This window comes from Bifidobacterium adolescentis ATCC 15703 (genome assembly GCF_000010425.1).
GTDB lineage: Bacteria > Actinomycetota > Actinomycetes > Actinomycetales > Bifidobacteriaceae > Bifidobacterium > Bifidobacterium adolescentis.
Genome location: NC_008618.1, coordinates 1962209 through 1982693, shown reverse-complemented (window position 1 = coordinate 1982693; position 20485 = coordinate 1962209). Strand labels below are relative to the sequence as shown.

Annotated in this window: 16 protein-coding genes; 13 read left to right on the top strand and 3 right to left on the bottom strand. The window is 58.3% G+C overall.

Features of this window, described 5'->3' with window-relative positions; translation table 11 throughout:
- The first annotated feature begins 64 nt into the window (after nt 1–64).
- Entirely contained in the window at nt 65–769 is a 705-nt protein-coding gene (locus BAD_RS08225) for a histidine phosphatase family protein (RefSeq protein WP_003811297.1), read from the top strand.
- Nucleotides 770–1077: 308 nt separating this feature from the next.
- Nucleotides 1078–2427: an ABC transporter substrate-binding protein gene (locus BAD_RS08220; protein WP_041777563.1), complete on the top strand. Its 1350-nt coding sequence runs from the start codon at nt 1078–1080 to the stop codon at nt 2425–2427.
- Nucleotides 2428–2600: 173 nt separating this feature from the next.
- On the opposite strand, the gene BAD_RS08215 is transcribed toward BAD_RS08220, so the two are convergent.
- On the bottom strand, nt 2601–3614 hold the full coding sequence (locus BAD_RS08215; RefSeq protein WP_011743862.1) for a LacI family DNA-binding transcriptional regulator: 1014 nt from the start codon (nt 3612–3614) through the stop codon (nt 2601–2603).
- 364 nt (nt 3615–3978) lie between these two features.
- Between BAD_RS08215 and BAD_RS08210 the strand changes: the two genes are divergently transcribed.
- Together BAD_RS08210 and BAD_RS08205 are read left to right on the top strand one after the other, a co-directional pair.
- On the top strand, nt 3979–4833 hold the full coding sequence (locus BAD_RS08210; RefSeq protein ID WP_021912815.1) for a carbohydrate ABC transporter permease: 855 nt from the start codon (nt 3979–3981) through the stop codon (nt 4831–4833).
- A complete protein-coding gene (locus BAD_RS08205; RefSeq protein ID WP_011743860.1) occupies nt 4830–5672 on the top strand; it encodes a carbohydrate ABC transporter permease in 843 nt (280 codons plus the stop codon). Before BAD_RS08210 ends, BAD_RS08205 begins: the two co-directional genes overlap by 4 nt.
- Before the next feature lie 199 nt (nt 5673–5871).
- Here BAD_RS08205 and BAD_RS08200 read toward each other — a convergent pair whose 3' ends face one another.
- A complete protein-coding gene (locus tag BAD_RS08200; RefSeq protein ID WP_011743859.1) occupies nt 5872–6474 on the bottom strand; it encodes a YesL family protein in 603 nt (200 codons plus the stop codon).
- Between the two features lie 213 nt (nt 6475–6687).
- Here BAD_RS08200 and BAD_RS08195 point away from each other — a divergent pair, with 213 nt between their 5' ends.
- Nucleotides 6688–8436 carry a glycoside hydrolase family 13 protein gene (locus BAD_RS08195; protein ID WP_003811282.1) on the top strand — a complete coding sequence of 583 codons (1749 nt, stop codon included), beginning with the start codon at nt 6688–6690 and terminating at the stop codon, nt 8434–8436.
- Nucleotides 8437–8598: 162 nt separating this feature from the next.
- On the opposite strand, the gene malQ is transcribed toward BAD_RS08195, so the two are convergent.
- Nucleotides 8599–10767 carry a 4-alpha-glucanotransferase gene (gene malQ, locus BAD_RS08190; protein ID WP_011743858.1) on the bottom strand — a complete coding sequence of 723 codons (2169 nt, stop codon included), beginning with the start codon at nt 10765–10767 and terminating at the stop codon, nt 8599–8601.
- A 469-nt stretch (nt 10768–11236) separates the two neighbouring features.
- On the opposite strand from malQ, the gene BAD_RS08185 reads away from it, so the two are divergent.
- The 8 genes from BAD_RS08185 to BAD_RS08140 all read left to right on the top strand — a co-directional run bounded on the left by BAD_RS08185 (nt 11237) and on the right by BAD_RS08140 (nt 20244).
- The gene (locus BAD_RS08185) at nt 11237–12934 is read left to right on the top strand and encodes an alpha-amylase family glycosyl hydrolase (protein ID WP_011743857.1); all 1698 of its coding nucleotides are present in this window, start codon (nt 11237–11239) and stop codon (nt 12932–12934) included.
- 97 nt (nt 12935–13031) lie between these two features.
- Nucleotides 13032–13814, top strand: coding sequence for an HAD family hydrolase (locus BAD_RS08180; RefSeq protein ID WP_011743856.1), 783 nt, complete (start codon nt 13032–13034; stop codon nt 13812–13814).
- Between the two features lie 171 nt (nt 13815–13985).
- The gene (locus BAD_RS08175; RefSeq protein WP_039775962.1) at nt 13986–14792 is read left to right on the top strand and encodes a TraX family protein; all 807 of its coding nucleotides are present in this window, start codon (nt 13986–13988) and stop codon (nt 14790–14792) included.
- A gap of 120 nt (nt 14793–14912) precedes the next feature.
- Nucleotides 14913–15941 (top strand): LacI family DNA-binding transcriptional regulator, encoded by a 1029-nt coding sequence (locus BAD_RS08170; RefSeq protein WP_011743854.1) that lies wholly within the window; start codon nt 14913–14915, stop codon nt 15939–15941.
- A gap of 472 nt (nt 15942–16413) precedes the next feature.
- Nucleotides 16414–16668 (top strand): type II toxin-antitoxin system prevent-host-death family antitoxin, encoded by a 255-nt coding sequence (locus BAD_RS09105; RefSeq protein WP_041777443.1) that lies wholly within the window; start codon nt 16414–16416, stop codon nt 16666–16668.
- On the top strand, nt 16622–17053 hold the full coding sequence (locus tag BAD_RS08720; RefSeq protein WP_011743853.1) for a type II toxin-antitoxin system death-on-curing family toxin: 432 nt from the start codon (nt 16622–16624) through the stop codon (nt 17051–17053). The genes BAD_RS09105 and BAD_RS08720 overlap by 47 nt, the downstream gene beginning before the upstream one ends.
- Before the next feature lie 1159 nt (nt 17054–18212).
- Nucleotides 18213–19250 (top strand): Cna B-type domain-containing protein, encoded by a 1038-nt coding sequence (locus BAD_RS08145; RefSeq protein WP_231837079.1) that lies wholly within the window; start codon nt 18213–18215, stop codon nt 19248–19250.
- A gap of 10 nt (nt 19251–19260) precedes the next feature.
- On the top strand, nt 19261–20244 hold the full coding sequence (locus BAD_RS08140; protein WP_050731471.1) for a class C sortase: 984 nt from the start codon (nt 19261–19263) through the stop codon (nt 20242–20244).
- Nucleotides 20245–20485 lie beyond the last annotated feature (241 nt).

The window sequence follows — 20485 nt, the reverse complement described above, 5'->3', positions numbered from 1 at the left end:
AATATGTGCGGGACACGTGGCGGAATGGGATGAAAACGCAGCTTGCGTCGGCTAGAGTAGAGACATGACTGAAACTCAACTGGGAGGCAATGCCGCTTCCGCAATCACCCCTGGCCGCTTGGTGCTGTTGCGTCACGGGCAGACCGTGTGGAGCGAATCCGGACAGCACACCGGCCGCACCAATATTCCGTTGACTGACATTGGCTGCGATCAGGCTCGTGCCGCCGGCGAACGGTTGCGTGAGGCGTTTCCCCAGGGTTTCGCGCAGGGGTGCATGTTCGCCAGTCCGTTGCGCAGAGCCCAGCAGACGGCGCAGCTGGCCGGATATGGCGATTTTAAGGTGCTTCCCGAAATCGCGGAATGGGATTACGGCCGTGCCGAGGGCCGTACGCGTCAGGATGTGAGCGCGGCGGGCGGTTTCGCTTGGGATGTGTGGCGCGACGGACCGCGGTCGCTCCCCGAATCACTGGAGGGCGATTGGGTCGAGACGTTGCCGAACGGCGAGCAGGTGCCCGTGCACAACGGTCCGGGTGAGACGGTGGAGGAAGCTGCGGCGCGCACACGTGAGGCGATCGCCACGGTCAAACCGTTGCTCGACGCTGGAAACGATGTGCTGCTGGTGGCGCATGCGCACGTTCTTCGTATCTTGACGTCGCAATGGCTCGGTGTTGATCCGCATTTCGCGCGGTTGCTGCGATTGGACACTGCGCATTATTGTGTATTAAGCCAATATAAAGGTGACAATGTTATCGAACATTGGAATTGCTGAATTATTGAACGGAACTGTTTGATATCGCTGAATATTATGGCGGTCCCTCCTTGGAACCGCCTCTTTATTGCATGCATGACTTGCCACTTTGCTGCGGCGTGTCGCAAACGCTTGCATAAAAGTATGCTCTCTAAAAGTATTGAAAATAAATGATTTTCGGGATTTCTTTCGATGGTATGACGTCTGACTTTTGAATTCATTTTGCCTACGTTTGCAAAAATCGGGGGAATGCGGCATAATAGTGGTTGTTAGGAATCGTGATGACGCGATACCGCAAATTGTTTCCCAACGAGAAGCTGGGAACAGGAATGGAAGAGAAAGGTTCGATGATGAATCGTACTATTAAGGCAGCAGTTGGAATGGTCGCTATCGCGGCAATGTCTGTTGGCACGTTGGCTGCTTGCGGTGGTTCTAGCTCAAGTTCCGATAACGGCAAGGGCAAGGTGTACTTCCTTAACTTCAAGCCGGAATCCAGCGACGAATGGAAGAAGCTGGCCAAGGATTACACCAAGGAAACCGGTGTCGAGGTCAAGGTCCAGACCGCTGCTTCCGGTACATACGAACAGACTTTGAAGTCCGAGATCGCCAAGTCCGAGGCTCCGACCTTGTTCCAGGTCAACGGCCCTGTCGGCTACCAGAACTGGTCGTCCTACACCGAAGACATGTCCGATACTGAGCCGTACAAGCAGCTTATCAACAAGGATGTCGCCCTCAAGGATGGGGATAAGGTCGTCGGTGTTCCGTATGCCATGGAGACTTATGGCCTGATCTACAACAAGGATCTGCTGGCCAAGTACATTGCCACTGACGGCGCCAAGATCAAGAGCGTCGATGACATCGACAACTTCGATACCTTGAAGGCCGTGGCCGATGACATCCAGGCTAAGAAGGACCAGCTTGGTGTCAAGGGCGCGTTCACCTCCGCCGGTTTCGATTCCAGCTCCGACTGGCGTTTCAAGACCCATTTGGCTAACCTGCCGCTTTACTATGAGTTCAAGGATGACAACGTCACCAAGCAGCCGGAGACCATCAAGGGCACCTATCTGCCGGAATATAAGAACATCTTCGATTTGTATCTGAAGGACTCCACCACCGAGCCGACCCAGCTGAGCTCCAAGACCGGTGATGATTCTACCTCCGAGTTCTCCCTCGGCGAGGCTGCGTTCTATCAGAACGGCACTTGGGCATGGACCGATCTGCAGAAGGCTGGCATGAAGGCCGAGTCCGTCGGCATGATCCCGATCTACACCGGCGTCAAGGGCGAGAAGAACCAGGGTCTGGCCACCGGTTCCGAGAACTACTGGTGCATTAACTCCAAGGCTTCCGACGCGGATAAGAAGGCCACCAAGGACTTCCTGAAGTGGGTCGTCACCAGCAAGACTGGCATCAAGTCTCTGTCCAGCGACATGGGCTTCACCACCCCGTTCAAGTCCTTCAGCGACGTCAAGTCCGACAATCCGCTGGTCCAGGCTGCTGTTGATGATCAGAACTCCGGCAAGACTGCAGTCTCTTGGAACTTCACCATGATGCCGTCCGAAGAGTGGAAGAACAAGCTTGGTTCCGCCCTCCTCGAATACGCTCAGGGCACCGGCGACTGGAACGCAGTCAAGAAGGCGTTCGTGGACGGTTGGAAGACCGAGTACGACGCTGTTCACTGATCACCGCTTGATCAAACCAATAACTGAATAGAACAACTGCGGCCGAGAGTTTTTCCTTTCCTTCTCTCGGCCGCAGTTGGTTGTGACGACATACACGAAGGGCCGTCATCGTAATTACTTGCGATGACGGCCCTTCGTGTATGTCGCTACGTTCGCTGTATGTTGCCGGAAAATCAGCTATGCAGACGAGCGGTGGTCGAACGGACGATCAGCTGCGCGGGGAACGTCTTGAACGGTTCGTCGAGCGGCTGCTTCTCGATTAGCGCGAGTGTCATGCGGGCCGCTTCGCGGGCCATCTCGACAGGGGTCTGACGGATGGTGGTCAGGCCGAGGTCGCGCGCGTAGACGCTGTCGTCGTAACCGATGATGGAGATGTCGTTCGGCACGGTGAAACCGTTGCGTTCCAGCTGGAACAGCAGCGGCACCGCGATGCCATCCTCCTGGCAGGCGATGGCCGTCGGCATGTGGTCGAGGCTGAGCAGCTGCGTCACGACCTTGCTGATCCTGTTCCTGCCAGCGTCGGTGACAAGCACGCGCGGTTCGACGCCGTTGGCCTGGCAGCATGCCATGAACGATTCGTAACGGCCCTGCACGCTGAAGTGCAGCGTCACTTCGCGGTCGGAACGGATGTAGACGATGTCGCGGTGGCCAAGCATCATCAGATGGCGTGCGGCGAGTTCCGAACCCTGCTTGTCGTCGATGCGGACGGCGGCGTTGAAGCCGCGCTCTTCCGGCAAGCTCGAATTGATGCCGATGATTGGCACATCGACTGACCTGAGTTGCCTGATTTCGTTGCTGGCGATGTCGAAGGAAATGACGATCACGGCGTCGACGTTGCGGCGCACCGGCAGCATGTCGAAGAACTCGCTGCGTTCCTCGGTGCTGGACATCTGGTAGATGGAGATGTCGTAGCCCTCATCGTGGAAGACCTCGTTCAGACCTTCGATGATGGAGGAGCTGAACCATAGGTTGAGCCGGCCTGAGACGAGTACCGCGATACGCAGCGCACGGCCGGTTTTCAAGGCCGCGGCAGAACGCGAGATGGAGAAATTCAGCTCGTCCGCGGCCTTCATCACCTTGTCTCTGGTGGCTTTCGACACCAGGTCAGGGCGCGTGAAGGAACGAGAGACGGTGGAAATGGACACGTGCGCGAGTTGCGCAACATCCTGAATGCTACTGCTTTTCATCGAGTCCCCTGTACAGTGATTGCTTGAATAATGTAATGCTACCTCCCCTCACCATTAAGACCGTGTTCTTGTCCAATTTGCAACTTATTCATTACAAACGTTTTCATAAAGTGGTGGTAGTTGGGCATTGCGTGGAATATAAGCGTTCTCTAGAGATGGTTTTTGGTGACAACGTTTCATATTTTGCCGTGCGTGACATACGAAAATGACAACGTTTGACATTTGCAGTCATGCCGTTTATCATGACTGATGTAAGCACTGGAGAAACAGGAAACAATGCTGTGGATGGTTCCTCTGGGGAATGGAATTCCCGCCCGCGTTGACGCGGTACGCGGAATGGAGAAGGAAAGAAAGCAGGCAGGCTATGATCAGCATGGCTGGCAAGGCGATACGAAAGTGGTGGGCGCTCTTCGCGCTGCCAACGTTCGCCGCGTTCATCATCGGGTTTGTGATCCCGTTCATCATGGGTGTGTATCTGAGCTTCTGCAAGTTCACCACCGTCACCGACGCCGAATTCGTCGGTCTGAAAAACTACAAGAGGGCTTTTGCCGATAAGGAGTTCCTGCACGCGCTGGGCTTCTCGACGGCACTGACCATCATCACGACGATCGTGATCAACGTAGTCGCGTTCGCCATCGCATACATGCTGACCAAGGCCATCAAGGGCTCCAACATCTTCCGTTCGGTGTTCTTCATGCCGAACCTCATCGGTGGCATTATCCTGGGCTACATCTGGATGCTGCTGCTCAACGGCATTCTCGCTCACTGGGGCCGCGCGTTGACGTATAGCGCAACCTACGGCTTCTGGGGCTTGGTCATCTTGGTGTGCTGGCAGCAGATCGGCTATATGATGATTATCTACATCGCAGGCATGCAGTCGCTGCCGACCGACGTGCTCGAAGCGGCTTCCGTGGACGGCGCAAACGGCACCCAGACCATGTTCAAGATCATCATTCCGCTGATGATGCCGTCGATCACCGTATGCTCGTTCCTGTGTGTCACCAACGGCTTCAAGCTGTACGATCAGAACCTTGCATTGACCAACGGCGCTCCGTCGAACATGTCTGAAGGTCTGGCAATGAACATTACCCGCACGTTCTATGGCCGTATGGGCTGGGAAGGCGTCGGCCAAGCGAAGGCAGTGCTGTTCTTCATTCTGGTGGCCATCGTGGCGCTCATCCAGAACAAGCTCACCACGAGCAAGGAGGTGGAGGCATGAACTCCGGAGAAAAAGTCAAGCACGGCGCACTGTGGTCCGTACTGTTCGCGGTGGTTTCGCTGGCGTGGATCTTCCCGATCGTGCTGGTGATCATCAACTCTTTCAAGCAGAAGGCGTATATTTCTCGTAACGCGTTCTCCCTGCCGACCGGTAAGGCGTTCGTTGGACTTGAAAACTATACGCGTGGCCTCGAGACCACGAACTTCTTTGCCAGTTTCGGCTGGACCCTGCTCATCACTGTCGGTTCCGTGGCGCTGATTCTGGTGTGCACTTCGATGTGCGCATGGTGGATCGTCCGCGTGAACAACTGGGCTGCAAAGCTGCTGTACACGTTGTTCCTGTTCAACATGATCGTGCCGTTCCAGATGGTCATGTTCACCCTCTCCAAGCTGGCCGATATGCTCAAGCTCAACACCCCGTGGGGTCTGTGCTTCGTGTATCTGGGCTTCGGCGCTGGTCTGGCCGTGTTCATCTTCACCGGTGTGGTTAAGGGCATTCCGGAATCGCTGGAAGAATCCGCCATGATCGATGGTGCTTCCGTGCCGCGTATCTTCTTCCAGATCGTGGTGCCGATCATGAAGCCGTCCATTGTGTCCGTGGCCATTCTGCAGGCCATGTGGATCTGGAACGACTACCTGCTGCCGTACCTGACGCTCGATTTGAGCAAGTACAAGACCATTTCCGTGGCGGTGCAGTATCTGAAGGGCGGTTATGGTTCCGTGGATATGGGCGCCATGATGGCATGCCTGGTCATGGCCATCATCCCGATCATCATCTTCTACCTGATCTGCCAGAAGTACATCGTGAAGGGTGTTATGGCTGGAGCCGTTAAGGGCTGATCTTCGATCAGCCCTTAGGGAACAGCGCAGTGCGCTGTTCCCAGGCTCCAGCCCGAGCGGCTATGCCGCGAGGGTAACGTTGAGCCCGCGCGTAGCGCGGTCCTTAATTGCAGGGCCGAAGGCGGCGCGGTGAAGGGCTGATTTTCACCCAGAAAAATTTAAGGGACTGATGCGAATCAGTCCCTTTTTTCGTGCCTAATTACTTGCTGATGTACTTGCGGAAGACATGCTCGAGAATCGGCGAATGCAGCATCAGCATCGTGCCATACCCCAGTATGAGCAGCAGGAACAGGCCCTGCGGCATGTAAACCCAGCTGGCCACGAGCAGCGCCACGTACACTGCGTCGATCGCAACCAATGCCAACGTGTGGCCGATGTTGCTCACGCCGAACACAAAAGCGTTGCCAAGCGTGCGCCAGAACGAGTTCTCGAACCGCGCCTGCAACGCCCACACCCATTCGAAACCGATGAGCCACACAATCGTCAACGCGAATTTCGGAATGAGCAGCGGCGTGATCTGCAGCACGATCCACGAGTAGACGCACAGCGTGCCGGTCGTGCCGAAAATCAGCCAATAGCCGGTCGATTTCGCAAAATTCGAACGGAACGCCTTGAAATAATTGCGCGTCGCCGTGCCTTCGCCGGACAGCGTGCGACGGACGGCGTCGTGGCCGGCGGTCAGTGCCGCGCCGATCGTGATGATCGGAATGCTGGTGACGAGCATCAGAATGTTGATCCAGATCGCGTCGACGGCGTCGCTCAGGCCGCGCATAAAGCCGGAATCGGGGGAGAGGAACTTCATAATCGCCTTTCGTATGGCATCCGTTGGCAACGTATGCAAGTCGAATCTTCCGCGATTCTACTCGATACAGCTGGAGTATGCACATTTTCGTCAAACGTTTGATGTGCTGCAATGATTAAGTTTTCATTAGCGTTTCGCTTTGCTTGATGTTATCGTTTTCATGTAGCGGAGACAGTGCTCCGCATCCGATGGACTACGACAAAAGGGGTTATCGTGACAGCAAACAACATGCGTGACGATTGGTGGAAGCAAGCCGTCGTCTACCAGATCTACCCGCGCAGCTTCAAAGACGTGAACGGCGACGGGTTGGGAGACATCGCCGGTGTCACCGAGAAAATGGATTACCTGAAGAATCTCGGCATCGACGCGATCTGGCTGAGCCCGTTCTACCCGTCCGACCTGGCCGATGGCGGCTACGACGTGATCGACTACCGCAACGTGGACCCGCGCCTCGGCACCATGGCCGATTTCGACGCGATGGCCGCCGCCGCGCATGAAGCCGGCATCAAGGTGATCGTCGACATCGTGCCGAACCACACGTCCAACAAGCACAAGATGTTCATCGAGGCGCTCGCCGCCGGCCGCGGTTCGGCCGCACGCGACCGCTACATCTTCCGCGAAGGCCGCGGCGAGCACGGCGAGCTGCCGCCGAACGACTGGCAGTCGCTGTTCGGCGGCCCGGCGTGGCAGCAGGTCGACGACGGCCAGTGGTACCTGCACATGTTCGCCAAGGAGCAGCCGGATTTGAATTGGAAGAATCCGGACGTGCACGAGGAATTCAAGAAGACATTGCGATTCTGGTCCGACCACGGAACCGACGGCTTCCGCATCGACGTGGCGCACGGCTTGGCCAAGGACCTCGATTCCGTGCCGCTGGCCGACATGGATCCGGCCGCGGTGCAGCATGTGCTGCCGGCGGACGGCGCGTTCAGCCCGCTGTGGGACCGTCCGGAAGTGCACGACATCTACCGCGAATGGCGTCAGGTGTTCAACGAGTACAATCCGCCGCGTTTCGCCGTCGGCGAGGCGTGGGTGAAGGCCGAATCGCAGCATCTGTACGCGTCCACCGACGAGCTCGGCCAGGTGTTCAATTTCGAGTTCGCCGAAGCCAACTGGTTCGCCGACGAGTTCCGTACGGCCATTGCTGACGGCTTGCGCGCCGCCGAGGAAACTCACGGTTCCACCACGACGTGGGTTATGAACAACCACGATGTGCCGCGCAGTCCGTCGCGTTTCGGTCTGCCGCAGGTGAAGGACGCTCCGTACCACCAGCTGGCGCACGATTGGCTGTTGCGTGACGGAGAGACCTACCGCGAGAATCGTGAGCTCGGCACCCGTCGCGCCCGCGCAGCCGCGCTGATGGAACTGGGCCTGCCGGGTTCCGCCTACGTGTATCAGGGCGAGGAACTGGGCCTGTTCGAAGTGGCGAACATTCCGTGGGATCGTCTTGAGGATCCGACGCCGTTCAACACCCGTCGCAACTTCACCGACAAGGGTCGTGACGGCTGCCGTGCACCGATGCCGTGGAAGGCTGCCGATTGCGGCGAACCGGCTTCGTGGAGCCCGGACTTCATCACCGGCGGCACGTTCGGTTTCGGCCCGGAGCAGGGCGATTCCGCCGACGCGCACCTGCCGCAGCCGGCCTGGTTCAAGGATTTCGCGGCCGACGTCGAGGCCGATGACAACGGTTCCATGCTGCACTTGTACCGCAAGCTGTTGCAGCTGCGGCAGACGGTGCTGACGGCGACCGGAGACACGTCCGCCGACCTGCTGGACATGGGCGATACGGTGGTCGCCTACTCGCGTCCGGCCACGGAAGGCCGTCGATTCCTGTCCGTCACCAATTTCGGCGACGAGCCGATCGCCCTGCCGGACGATGCGGTCGCCATCGCAAATTCCGTGCCGTTGACGGACGACGGCAAGCTGGATAGCGACGCCTCCGTCTGGCTGCTGCTGGGCTGATCGACCGCTGAACCTGGCCGTTGCACTGCTGGCTGAGGTTGCGATTGTTCTCAGGCGGCCTAACCGCTCCCAAATCGCCTTGCATATATGAAAAATTCCGGCCCTCCACAAGGAGGACCGGAATTTTGGTTTGTAAGGAAAGGGGAATGGTAAGTCTAAACGCTACTTCTCGCCGTTCATGATGGCGGCAAGCGATTGCACGCGCGGCAGATCGAACACCTCATCGGTGTGCACCACCTTGAGGTCCGGGCCTGCCAGCGGCACACGCCAGTTGGAGTATTCACTGGACGTGCCCGGCTGGTTCTGCGTGCGCGTCTCGCCCACGCCATCCACCAACGCGGCCTGCAGCAGCACGGACGGCGACTTGAGCAGCATCTTGTGCATCGCCTCGACGATTTCCTGGATGTGGCCTTCCACATCGCCCGCCACTTCCGGCGTGATCAGGCCGGACTCCACAAGACGGTCCATCATCGCGTCGCGTTCGGCGGTGGCGGAAGCCTGGAACTCCTCGACCGGGCCGGACAGCAGGTGCAGCTGTTCGCGCAGCTTGACGTGCTCGAACTGCAGGTAGCCGGCGGTCGGCGGCAGGTCGTGCGTGGTGACGGAAGCCAGCGCGTACTTGCGGTACGTGGACGGATCGGCGTACGGGTCGCCGGCGTTGGGGGAGTCGTCCACGCGGGCGAACCATTCCACCATGCAGCCCAGCAGGCCGTGCTCGCCGAGTACCGTGCGTACGTAATCAGGCACGGTGCCCAGATCCTCGCCGACCACCAAACCGTTCACGCGGGACGCTTCAATGGTCAGGATCGCGATCATCGCCTCATAGTCGTACGTAACGTACGCGCCACCGCGCGCGCCTTCGCCCTGCGGAATCCACCACAGACGGAATAGGCCGAGTATATGGTCGATGCGCACCGCGCCCGCGTGCGAGAACATGTTGTGCACCATCTCGCGGTACACGCCATAACCAGTTTTGGCCAGATAATTCGGATTGAACGGCGGCTGGCCCCAATCCTGACCCTGCTGGTTGTAGAAGTCCGGTGGGCAGCCCACGGTTACGCTGCCTACTGCGAAACGTTCCGGATTCCACCACACGTCCGCGCCGAGCGAGTGCACGCCCACGGCCATATCCTGCATGAGGCCGAGTGCCATACCGCTGTCACGGGCGGCGTTCTGCGCGGCTGTCACCTGCTCGTCGGCGATCCACTGCAGCCAGCATTCGAAATCGACCATATCGGCGTGCTCGCGCATGAGCTCCACCACTTCAGGCGAATCGCGGTTCGTGTCCTTGAACCACGTGCCTTCCCACGGCGCGCCCCACACCTGGAACGCCACCGACCATGCGGCGAACGCGCGCAGATCCGGACCCGCGGCCTCCTTGAACGCGTCGAACGCGGCCTGACGCTCGACGGAACGCGGCACGTTGTACACAAGCTGCAGCGCCTGGCGCTTGTGCCACCAAGCGGAATTGATGTCGAGCGGCTCGATACTGTCGTTGGCTGGCGAGACTTCCGCGTGCAGACGCGCCACTTCGGCCTGGTCCGCCTCGTTGAGTTCCGCATATTCAGCGATATCCTGCGGACGGATGTACGTCACATTGAGAAAACGACGCGATTCGGGAAGATATGGCGACGGCTCCAGCGGCGGCACCGGCGCGGTGGCGTGAATCGGGTTGATAAGCATGAAATCGGCATGCGATTTCGTTGCCGCGTCGGACAGCAGCAGCTTCAGATCGCCATAGTCGCCCACGCCCCAGGATTCAGCGGAACGGATGGAATACATCTGTGCCATCCAGCCCCAACGTTGCTTTTCCGCTACTGCTGGCGGCAGTTCGATGCGTGCCGGTGCGCAGATCAGCGCGGCTTCGGCGTGCAGCGGGCCGGCATCGACGGCCAGCGTGTGGTAGCCGGCGGGAATATCGTCCGGCAGCGTCAGTTGCAGCGAGCCGTCATCTGCGTTCGAGCCCGTCAGATACGCGGTCAGATCGCCCGCATATTCCGTGCCGTCTTCCAACGTCAGCTTCAGCGCCACGTCGTTTCCTTTCGCGCGGATTGGCGTGACGGCTTCCTTGCCGATGAACTTCACGACGGTCGGCTCAACAAGTGTGTCTGCGATGCGCTGCTGGGTCGCCGCATAGGAGGCGGTGATCGCTTCGTCGCTGGATGCGTCCACACCGAGTGCGGCCAATACGGAGACGAGCACTTCGTCGCGGATTTCCACATAGGTGCCGAGCTGGTCGATATACGACGTGGAAATGCCATTGAGCTTGGCGAGCTGGATAAGAGGCCGTGCGATGCGTTCTGCGCTTTCGGTCTGCTGGGTCTGTGTCATGGGTCCCTTCTTTCCGCGCCGTTTGTGACGGCTGACATGCTACATTGCTTGCGATTGCCGCAGCTTCGATGCTGGTGGCATTCGCACCAAAGATAACTATATCACGGTATGATATCGTTTTCAAAGCGTGTTTTGCGGTAAGAGAGTGTTGCTATATTGCGATTTTGCTCTAATTTCAGGAATATAGATAACCGGAATTGTTTTTTCATATTGACTATCGTTTGCAATACGAAGGCGCAGCGCTCCGCATTGCAAACGATTATTTCAACGGGGCATTGCTCGTCTGCTACTCGGCTTCGAGAATTGCAAAGCTTTGCAGACCTAGACGCAGCGAAGTGCCGCTAATTTCGTTTTCGCCGACAACAAGCACGGCGTGTATTACGACTTTTTGATTGAACGCGATTGCGGTTCCGTGGACCGCGTCGCCGATCCGTGGGCGCGCGGGGCCGGTGTGAACGGCCGGCGCAGCATGGTCGTGGACTTCAGCCGCACCAATCCGGATGGTTGGTACCGCGACCATATGCCGGACGTGCCGCTTGCGCAGACGGTGGTCTGGGAAACCCATGTGGGCGATTTCAGCAATGATCCCGCCGGCGGTTTCCCCGAATCGCACCGCGGCAAGTATCTTGCGTTCACCGATGACGGTACGTCGTTGGAAGGCCATCCCGACTTTCCGACCGGCCTTGCGTACCTGAAGAAGCTTGGTGTCACTGCAGTGCAGCTGATGCCGATTTACGACTTCGGTTCAGTGGACGAAACGACCTGCGACCGCTATAACTGGGGCTACGATCCGATCAATTACAATGTGCCGGAAGGCTCGTACTCCACCAATCCGTTCGACGGCACCACACGAATCCGCGAAGTCAAGCAGATGGTGCAGGCGCTGCACAGTGCGGGCATCAAGGTGATCATGGATGTGGTTTACAACCACATGTTCTCCACCGACAATTGGTTCGAACGTACGGTGCCGAAATACTTCCTGCGCCGCAAGCCCAACGGCGCGCTGGCCAACGGATCCGGCTGCGGCTGCGATATGGCCACCGAACGCAAGATGTTCCGCCGGTTCATCGTGGAATCCGTGACGTTCTGGGCGCGCGAATACCACATGGACGGCTTCCGCTTCGATCTGATGGGCCTGATCGACGTGGACACCATGAACGCCGTGCGCGCCGCGTTGAACGAGATTCCCGGCCGCGGCCGTGACATCCTCATGTATGGCGAACCGTGGTCCGCAGGCGCGTCGGCGCCACTTCCCGCGGACACGCTGCTCGCCGGCAAGCAGGGGCTTGCGCAGTTGGACGATCGCATCGGCCACTTCTGCGACACCACGCGCGACACCATCAAAGGCCACGTGTTCTATTCGGATCGCCCCGGCTACGTGAACGGCGGCATGCACGCCAACGCCGTGGCCGTGCGCGAGGCGGTGGACGCCTGGCGCCATAGCGACCGGCCGGAAGGCGTTGCTGGGCAGGTGATCCAATACGTTTCCGCGCATGATGACCTGACCTTGTGGGACAAGCTATGCGCCAGTCTTGCGGCGAGCTCGCTGGGCAGCGCCGTGGCCGAAGGCGACGAGGAAAACACGGTGGATGTGCCGAAGACGCTGCATGACGCCGATTTCTCCGAACAGGGACTGGACGCCGTCGGACCGGAGATGGCACAGGCGTTGCACGATGTGCTGGGGGCCAATCGTCTGTCCGCCGGCATCGTGCTCACATCGGCAGGCATTCCGTTCATGCTGTCCGGCGAGGAGTTCGCGCGCACCAAATACGGCAATTCCGATTCGTACGATTCGACCAAGGAGCTCAACTGGCTGGATTGGAACCGCGCTTGGCATATGCGCGATCTGATCGGTTTCTATGCGAAGCTGATCGCCCTGCGCAAAAGCGATGCGCGATGGTTCGACGGCAATCGCAAGATCGTCGACACGGAAGGCGATGAGCTGGTGTTCCGCGTCGGTGATTACTTGGTGGCCGTCAATCCGTCCGATCGCACCGGCGTGGTGGACGTGGCCGCCGCGGCTGTGGAAGGCGATTCCGGTGAGATGCATCGTTACTGGTGCTGCCTTGGAGTGTCCGGCAGAGGGGGTGGCGTCAGCACAGGGGGAGGTGACGACGATTATCTGATCATGCCGGCGCATACGTTTGCAATCTGGAGGTTGCAGTAATACTCTCGAAGAGAGAACCCATGCGGCGATCGCAAAGTGGCGGTCGCCGTGCCCCCCGCTACGGCAACGAGGCCGGAAGACCAGAAAGGACACGAAAGTGGAAACCGGAGCGCAAGATCCACGATATGAGGTGGTGTTCTTCGACCTGTACGGAACGCTGATCGATATTCGTACCGATGAGCAAAGCGAAGCCGCCTGGCAGGCTTTATATGACTGCGTGCATGAACTGGGCGCGCAGTATGGGTCGCTTGACGAGATGCGCGAACGGTTCGACCAACTTGAGGCGCGTGAGATGGTGCACCAGGCCAATCGTGCGATCGTGCGCGACGGGTGGGGGGAATTTGACATCCTGCCCGTGTACCGCTCGCTGCTCATGAACCGCGACGATGAGGCGGAACGCCGATTGGCGCTGCCGCAGGCCGCGGAAAAGGCCGCATGGGCGTTCCGCCAGGCCAGCACCAGCATGATCCGTCTGTATCCGGGCGCGCTGGACATGATCGAACGTCTGCAGGACGCCGGCGTCGTGGTGGTGCTGCTGAGCAACGCGCAGGCATGCTACACGAGGCCCGAACTGGAGATGACCGGTTTGGCGAGCGTGCTGGACGACGTGATCATCTCCAGTGAGGAGAAGATGCGCAAGCCGTCCCGCGAGCTGTACATGCTGGCGCTCGACCGTGAATTCGTGACCGCCAAGCATGCGCTCATGGTGGGCAACGACGAACGCAACGACATCATCGGCGCCAATGCCGCGGGACTTGATGCCGCGTATTTCCGCACGGAGATTTCGCCCGCCAATGATCCGGCGGCGTCAGAGCATGCGGTATGTTCGTTTACCGGAGCCGACTACGACGGGCTGCTGAAATTCGTGCTGGACGCATAAGGCGCGCGGTGGGCGCTGAGCTTAAATCGCATGGGACGTGCGGGAAGCCGCTGTGGCGTGCGGGAAAGTCGCAAGGAAAAGTCGCAAGTCGTAAAAGGCATACGTGCGTAAGGCGTGCGTAAGGTGCACGTGCCACGTGCGACGCGCGGAAAAATCGCAATAGGAGGACATATGGAAGGCTATGCCGAGCAGGGAGCTCGAACCGATTCGACCGACCAAATCGGATTCGGCGGCGCTCGCCGCAACAGGAAAAAGCGTCGCGGACTGACGGTGTTCCAACTTAAGGTCATCGGCGCGGTGGCGTTGGCCTTGTCCGCCGGCAGCACCACCATCGTGCCGCTGTTCTTCGGCTCCGATACCAACAATATGACGTCGCTGACGGCGATGGTCCTGAGCGAAGTGGTGTCCTGGTTCGCCATTCCGATCTACGCGTGGCTGCTGGTGCAGGGTTTCCGTGAAACGCACAGCCGGGTCGCGTACGGCCTGCAGCTGTTCATTCTCGCCGTGGTGTGCGAGGTGCCGTACGACCTCGCCACATCGCATAAGGCTTTCGACCTGGGCTCGCAGAATCCCGTTTTCGGCCTGTTCGTTGCGTTTGTTGTGCTTGCCGCGCTCGACTGGGTGGCGTCGCGCTATCAGAAGGCCATGAAGGTGCTGTTGTCGGTCGGACTGGTGGTGATTGGTCTGCTGTGGGACCTGCTGCTGCGTATCGGCCTACGCCAGCACATGATGAGCATCGGTTCGGTGACGCTTGGCTTCGTGCTGATTTTCGCTCTGATGCGCCAGTATGAGAATTCGATGATGTTCACAGCCGGCCTGTTCGGCGCCGTGATGATGATCGCGCCGGGCGTGGGCGTGGCGTTCGTGCACTACTACAACGGCAAGCTGGGCTATAAGCATCAGTGGACGAAATGGGCTTTTTACGCGGTTTACCCGGTTATTTTGATAATTTGTGCGATTTGTGCAACACTGGCGTGATTTTTGACAACGTTCGCAATATGATAGAAACGGATTGAGAGAGCATCACCGCTCAAGCGAGTGTTTCCAAGGTTGGAAACGTTTGTGATTATGATGCTAGAACCGCAAAGGGGTTGAGAGATGGATAGAGCAGGCATTCGCGAGGTGGCCAAGGCCGCGGGTGTGTCGATTTCCACGGTATCGCGCGCGTTCAAGCGTCCGGAACTGGTGTCCGAACGTACACGTCGCAAGGTGCTGGAAACGGCGGACAAGCTTGATTTCAACATCTCCCGTTCCGCCACGTCGCTGAAATCCGGCCAATCGTACCGTGTGGCGATGCTGATGAACGAGGAAATCACCAGCTGGTTCAATACGGAAGTGTTCGCCGGCATCGACTCCGTCATGCACGACGCCGGGTACGACATCTCGCTGTTCCAGCATGTCGACACCGCCGAAAATCGCAAGGAATTCTTCACGAATCTGCCCGTCCGCCGCAACGTGGACGCCGTATTCGTAACGTCGTTCGGCGTGGATCCGAAGGAAATCCAGCAGCTCAAACGCATCCACGTGCCGATCATCGGCATCAATACGCCGACGCAAAGCGGATTCGACGCCACCATCTCCATCGACGATGAGGACGGCATGTTCACCGCCGCGCAGCACCTCATCAACCTTGGCCACAAAAACATCGTGTACGTGTGCTCCGACGCCATCGACTCCATCAATTCCTCCATCGACTCGCGTGGACAGGGCTTCATCCGCGCCTGCAAGACCATGGAAAGCACGCACGACTTCAAGTGGCGCGTCGTTTCCGTGCCGCGTGGCAAGACGTTCGCCGATTCGGCATTGACCGCGCTGCTGGCGTTCGACGAATTCCCGGACGCCATCTGCTGCCAGATGGATATGATGGCGATTCCGCTGGTGCTGCGTTTGGAACGGTACGGCCACCACACGCCTTCTGATTACTCGATTATCGGCTTCGACGATTCGCCGTACGCCGACACTGTGAACCTGACCACCATGCGCCAGGATCCGTATGCGATGGGTCGCGCGGCCGCGCAGAAGGCCATGAAGCTCATCGCGGGGGAGCCGCTGGAGAACCCGTACGAAGTGGTGCGTGCGCAGCTGGTGCTGCGTGGCACTGATTCCGTGTTCGGCGGGGAGCAGTAGGTTCCGGTTCTGGGCCTGGGCGCGATTTCGCCGAGGCTGCTGGGGTCGAAGATGAGCGGGGTATGGTCGCATTGTGGTCTTATTCGGAACCGCGGTGTTTTGGCTGGTATTTTGGCTGCGTTGTGTAGGGCTCGGAATCCTTGCGGGGTCGAAGTGGTGTGCGCCCCCGTGTGCTTTCAACCTTGTGGGTAACGCTGCTGTTTGATTGTGCGGTTTGGTGGTTGGGTTTGCGTCCCTGCATCCCCGTAATGCCTTTGCACCTCGTCATAATGCTTCGATACCCCGTATATGTAGCACGATTCTGATTTTGTGCTGTTTTTCGGGATCGTGACACATTTTGTTCCGCATCCGCGCCGCCGGTGGCAGTCTTCACGTATCGATGATCCGGAAGTTGGACAGGCGCTGTCCGATAAAAGAATTCTGTACAATATAATGTACTGAATATGGTGCCATACAAAGGATGGGGGCTGTGATGCCACTAACGGCTAGCTATACGGATGTGCGTCGCGATTTGAAAGCCATCACGGACAAAGTCATGCATGACCGTGTTTCCGTTACCGTCTTTAAGAACAACAAGCCTGCTTTCAAGATCGTTCCGCTGGATCCGGTTGCGGCACCGGCTCAAGGGTCGCGGCAGGATGCGGTGCAGGGTCGGTACCTTGATGCTGCCCGGGCGATAGATGATGAGTATCGCGATGTCTTCGAGGTTCTTGCGCGTGAATCGTAGTGTTACGCAGCCGATTGACGTTCCTACGGTGCTTGCTATTCACGATTTGCAGATACGTCGTCATGGTGGATCTGGTGGCGTGCGGAGCTTGTCTTGTCTTGAGGGATGCGTGGCTTCTCCTTGGATGAGTTTCGCGGGCGAGGACTTGTATCCTACGTTGTGCGAGAAGGCGGTGAGGTTGGGATATGAGGTGATTACGCAGCATCCTTTTGTTGATGGGAATAAGCGTACGGGATTGGCGTTGATGCTGGTTCTTTTACGCGAAGGCGGCATTGCTGCGACTTTTGATCATGGTGAGCTGCTTCATTCCATTCTTTCAGTTGCGAATGGGGATCTCGATTATGATGGGCTGCTGACGTTTGTGAGGAAGTCGGTGCGTCCGTAATAGTTGCATTGGTTGCCGGTTGTGTCTTCGTGTGTTTTTTTACTTCTGTGGATTGTTGATGTTTTTATTGCGGGGGCCGAGTTTGTGTTTCCGCACCCCCGTATATGTAGCACGATTCTGATTTTGGGCTGTTTTTCGGGATCGTGACACATCGTGCACCCCCGTACTGGTTCGAATCCGCCGAAATTGCGTGTCGGGGGTATGAGTCGGTTGAAAAATTGGCTTTTTCGGCATCTGGATGTGTCATGATTCGAAATTTGCGGCGAAAATCAGGATCGTGACACATTTTTTTGCTCCGCATCTGCATGTCGGTCGGGAGGCTTCGATTGTCGTTGCGGATGCGATTCGCTCAGTTTCGCTGGTAATGGTGCCGTGGTCATGATGGCGTTATAACGGGGGCTGTTTTTAGGGGCGGTTTGCTTTGTTTTCGTTGTACAACGGAACGAATGATGCATGCAAAATATGAAAATGTTTGCAGAATTATTTGTTGCAACACGTAGAAGGGGGTACGATTTCCTGCGTGATAGTGAAAATAAATTTGCAGAGATAGTGTGGTCTGTGCAATGCCGGGAACGGCGGTATATCAGCCGATGTTTGCCTTTATTGCAGTATTTTGAGGAGGGTATAACGCGTCGCGGGGGTAGGGTAGCAGTGTTTCATTTCATAACTGCAAAGGTTATCATTGAGGGGTACTCAAACGAGGGTATGAAGCGAGGAGAAGTGTATAGCAGGCCGCTATATGCGCAATGAAGAGCATGGGAGTTGACGTTCCTGCAAAGGATGTCACCTCTTGGAAAGGAACTTAGAGGGGGCTGTAGTCGTGCGGCAGGGGGACAGGATGAAGCAGCTGCGTAACGGTACCATGCAGAATGCGCCACAGCACTATTCGGGAATGCGATCGGCATCCGGTCGCGTGCTTTCGCGCGCCCGCTCACTGACCGCCGCGATCATGGTTGGTCTCCTGGCCCTCAGGGCAAAGGAGCGGCAGCAATGATCACCTTGGCGAGACGAGGGGAGGCCGGTCAGACATAAAGACCTCAATCCCTTGTACACTGCCTAATTTTCTTGAGTATCCAGCCTGGCTCCATATATTTTCCGGTTTGCCGTTGGGGGCGAATCAAACATGCTTACTTTCCAATCCACAGAAGAGGGGTCGGCAATGAAGGAACGCACGATCGCAAGCCGCGTCATCGCCGCATGCTGCGCAATCGCCGCCACATTCGCCGCGGCAGCCTGTGCATTCATTACTCGCGATGCCGTCGCGGCGCCAACAACAGACTCTGCCAGCGGCAGCATCGCCATTTCGTACCAACATAAAAGCTCGGACTCCGAAACTGGCGACGATTCTACCAACTTCGCCATTTCGGACGCCAGCTTCAACCTCTACAAAGTCGGGCAGATCCCGGCAAGCGGCGGCGCCACCTTCGAACCCGTCGCACCGTTCACCGACTCCACCGCCTACCCCGTCGACTGGTCGAAGATGACCGGCAAGGACGCGCAGGTGTGGCGAGACATGGCCAACACGCTCGCCGGACTCATCGCGGTGAACCAACCTGACGCCACGGCAACCGGCGTCGCCAACACCTCCGGGCATCTGACCTTCACCGGACTGTCCGACGGCCTGTACTTGGCCGTGTCCGACAGCGTTGACGTGAAGGTCGCCAACGCCTCCGGAAAGAACCAGACATGGACGTGCTCTTCCGGCAGCATGCTCGTCGCAGTGCCCGAAGACGGCGTCTCCGGCGGGTCGCGTGTGCTGAGTATCGAACCGAAAACCGAATGTGTGGCGCAACCGCCGAAAACCGTGAAACGCACCGTGCGCAAAATCTGGAATGACCGGAACAATTCTGACGGCAAGCGCCCCGAATCCATCACCGTGAAACTCCTGCGCGACGGCGAGCCCGTGGAAAACGTGAAGCTGAACGAGTCCAACAAGTGGACGCATTCGTGGACAGCGCTCGACGCGGACCACGAATGGACCGTGGTCGAAGCGGCGGTGCCCGACGGCTACACCACCATCTCCGATGTGGAAGGCGACTCCACTGAAATCACCAACACGCACACGCCACCCACCACGCCGGACCAGCCGCACACCGGCGCCGACGTGCAGCAGGCCGCTTGGATTGCCGTGGCCATCTTGGGCGCGGGTTTGGTGCTGCTGATCGTTGCCAAGACGGCTTTGCGGAAGCGGGCGTAGCATAAGTAACGTGACGGATGAATCGGACGCCAAGCCAGCTGCGCAAGTCGAATTGGATGCGCAGGTTAAACCGGGTGCGCAGGTTAAACCGGCTGCCAAGCATAAGAAATCGAATGCGCTGCTCAATGTGATGATTGCCATTTCCGCAATAGCCATGATCGGGGCGCTGGGCCTCATCGCGTATCCGACATTCAGCGACTGGTGGAACCGCATGCACCAGTCATACGCCGTGGCAGGCTACGTGGAACAAACCAAAGACATGTCCGGCGCCGAACGCAAAGCCATGCTGAAAGCGGCGCACGAATACAACGAACGGCTCGCCGCGAACGGCGATCGGTGGCACATGACCGACGCGCAGAAGCGCGAATATGATGAAACGCTCGACGTGACCGGCACCGGCATCATGGGATACGTGACCATCCCGCGCATCAAAGTGAAACTGCCCGTCTATCACGGCACCAGTGACGGCGTATTGCAGATCGCCGCCGGACATTTGGCCGGCACATCGCTGCCCGTAGGCGGAGCGACCACGCACGCGGTGATCTCCGGGCATACCGGGCTGCCGAGCGCGCGATTGCTAACCGGTCTCGACGAGCTGGAGAAAGGCGACACGTTCGCATTCCACGTGCTCGACCAAACGTACACGTACAAAGTGGACCAGATCTCAGTGGTGCTGCCAAGCGAAATCAGCAAACTCAACATCGAGCCGGGCGCCGATTACGCGACTCTGATCACCTGCACGCCGTACGGCATCAACTCGCACAGGTTGCTCGTGCGCGGGCACCGGATTCCGAACCCCAAAGTGCCAGACAAGACGCAATACGACGAGCCGGGCGAAATGACAGCCGTGGCGGCTGCGGTGATCGGACTGCTCGTGTTTGTGGCTGGCTGCGCTTTTGTGGGGCTCGCGCGGCTATGGCGACGCTCCTGGATTGTGCGGCACGGGTTGTGCGCCGGGGCCGGCGCGCGCCATTCGTCTGGTGTTCGGGGGTAGTGTCTAGCCTAGCGCCGCCGCAAGCCGGTGACATCGCTTCTCCGGTGTGCGGGGGTGTGCGTCTGGTCGTGCTTGGTATGTGGTGCGTGGTGTTTGTGTGCTTGTGGTACGTGTTGCGTTTCAGTGTGTGTACTTGTGTTTGCGTGCGTGTGCATGTCTGATGTTGCGCAGGGGTGTTGTTGCGGTGCGCATATGGCCTGAATCGTGCTGAAGCATGGGTTGTGAGCGGATGGGGGTATTA